Raw genomic sequence first — 2504 nt, 5'->3', positions numbered from 1 at the left:
CCCTACTGGCTTCCCCGCCCGGTTGGTCGACACGCTGTCGAGCTGCTCCGGATCCGCGTGCAGCCGCTGCGGAACGCGACCAGAACCCGCGCCCCGGCGGTACCCCGGGGGGTGGGTGCACAGACGGAGCAGCTCGACAGGAGCCGAGCACAGGTACCGAGGAACGACTCGGCGGTCCGACCGGACCACGGGTCGCGCCACGCGATCGAAAGGCGTCGCATCGACACGGGTCCGGGCGGGGCAGCGCACCACCGCCGGCTGCGGTATTCTCCGTGCTCCCTCCACCACTGCGCAGCGGGGGGAATCGCGACGCCGGAGAGCGGCAACTCCCGGCGTGCCGGCCAGCGGCGCGGGCGGCGGTACCACCGCCCGCGCCGCCCGGGCCAATCCCGGCCGTGACCGCCGACGCGGCCCGGTCAGCGCCCCTCGGCGACGTCCATCGCCCGGTAGATCCGCTGCTCGGAGACCGGGTACGGGGTACCGAGCGCCTGCGCGAAGACGTTCACCCGCAACTCCTCGATCATCCAGCGGATCTGCCGGACCGCGTCGTCGCCCCGCCGCGCCGGTGGCAGCGCGGCGACCATGTCCCGGTACTCCTGGGCCACCCGCTCGATGCGGGACTGCTGTTCCCGGTCGCGTTGCGGGTTCTGCGGCAGCCGGTCCAGCCGGCGCTCGATCGCGGTCAGGTACCGCACCAGGTCGGGTAGGCGGGCGTACCCGGCCTCGGTGACGAACCCCCGGTGGATCAGGCCGGCGAGCTGCCCCCGGATGTCGGTCAGCGCGGCCACCAGGGTCAGGTTGCTGGTCCGTCCGAGCCGCTGCTCCACCGCGTACGCGGTGGCCAGCACCCGGCGGACCCGGTCCACCACCTCGACCACGGTGTCCACCAGGTCGGCCCGGACCCGGTCCCGCAGCGCGGCGAACCCGTCGGCGTCCCAGGCCGGGCCGCCCGCGTCGGTCATCAGCTTGTCCACCGCCGCGCCGGCCGCGTCGTCGAGCAGGTCCAGCACGCTGGTGTGCGGGTTACGGCTCAACGCCAGCTTCGCCTCGTTCGACAGCCGCCCCTGGAGGAACTTCGCCGGGGACGGCACCGTCAACCGCAACAGCCGACGGGTCCCCGCCCACATGTTCCGTTCCTGCTCACCCGGGCTGTCGAAGACCCGGACACCCACCGTCTCGCCCTCGTCCACCAGCGCCGGGTACGCGGTGACCACGAAACCGGCCCGGTTCTGCTCGATGGTGCGGGGCAGGGTGCCGATGCTCCACTCGCGCAGCCCGCTGCGCGCCACGTCCGGCGCGGCGGCGGCCACCAGTTGGCGTACCTCCGCCTTGAGCTGACGTTGCAGGGCCGGCAGGTCCTTGCCCTCGGCGACCGGCTTGTTCTCCTCGTCGAGCACCCGGAAGCTGACCCGCAGGTGCGCCGGGAGCCGGTCGGTGTCCCAGGCGTCGTACGGCACGGTCACCCCGGTCATCCGGCGCAACTGCCGGGTCAGCGCGTCGAGCAGCGGCTCCTCGCCGGGCCGGATCGCGGCCAGCGCCGCGCGGGCGTAGTCCGGTACCGGGACGAAGTTGCGCCGGATCGCCTTCGGCAGCGACCGGATGAGTGCGATCACCAGCTCCTCGCGCAGCCCCGGCACCTGCCAGTCGAAACTGTCCGCCGGTACCTGGTTGAGCATCGGCAGCGGGATGTCCACCGTCACGCCGTCGGTCGGGGTACCCGGCTCGAACCGGTAGGTCAGCGGCAGGGTCACCCCGTCGGAGTGCCAGGCGTCCGGGTAGTCCGACTCGTCCACCCCGCCGCGCCCCGGGTTGATCAGCATCTCCCGGGTGAAGGTCAACAGGTCCGGCTGCTCCCGCCGGACCTTCTTCCACCAGGCGTCGAAGTGCCGACCGGAGACCACGTCGGCCGGGATCCGCTGGTCGTAGAACTCGAACAGGGTCTCGTCGTCGACCAGGATGTCCCGGCGCCGGGCCCGGTTCTCCAGCTCCGCGACCTGCTCGATCAGCTCCCGGTTGGCGGCGAGGAACCGGTGGTGGGTCTGCCAGTCGCCCTCGACCAGGGCGTGCCGGACGAACAGTTCCCGGCTCAACGCCGGGTCGATCCGGCCGAAGTTGACCTTCCGGGAGGTGACCAGGGGGATGCCGTACAGGGTCACCTTCTCGTACGCCATCACCGCCGCCTGCTTCTTCTCCCAGTGCGGCTCGCTGTAGCTGCGTTTCACCAGGTGCTGGGCCAGCGGCTCGACCCACTCCGGTTCGATCCGGCCGGCGATGCGACCCCAGAGCCGGCTGGTCTCCACCAACTCGGCGGCCATCACCCAGCGCGGTGGCTTACGGAACAGTGCCGAACCGGGGAAGAGGCCGAACTTCGCGCCCCGGGCGCCCAGGTACTCGTTCTTCTGCGCGTCCTTCAGCCCGACGTGGGAGAGCAGGCCGGCCAGCAGCGACTGGTGTACCCGGTCCACGTCCAGGCTCTCCGGCAGGTCCGCCCCGGGCCCCCGACG

1 protein-coding gene is annotated in these 2504 nt (G+C 72.2%); it reads right to left on the bottom strand.

Translation table 11 applies throughout. The features are described 5' to 3' along the window. Positions 1-416: 416 nt before the first annotated feature. Positions 417-2504: ATP-dependent RNA helicase HrpA (hrpA, locus tag GSF22_RS32850; protein WP_208817802.1), on the bottom strand; the 2088-nt coding region annotated here is incomplete at its 5' end.

This window comes from Micromonospora echinofusca (assembly GCF_017614955.1).
Lineage (GTDB): Bacteria > Actinomycetota > Actinomycetes > Mycobacteriales > Micromonosporaceae > Micromonospora > Micromonospora echinofusca_A.
Note: the sequence above shows the minus strand (reverse complement) of the source record. Positions and strands in the feature narration are given on the sequence as shown.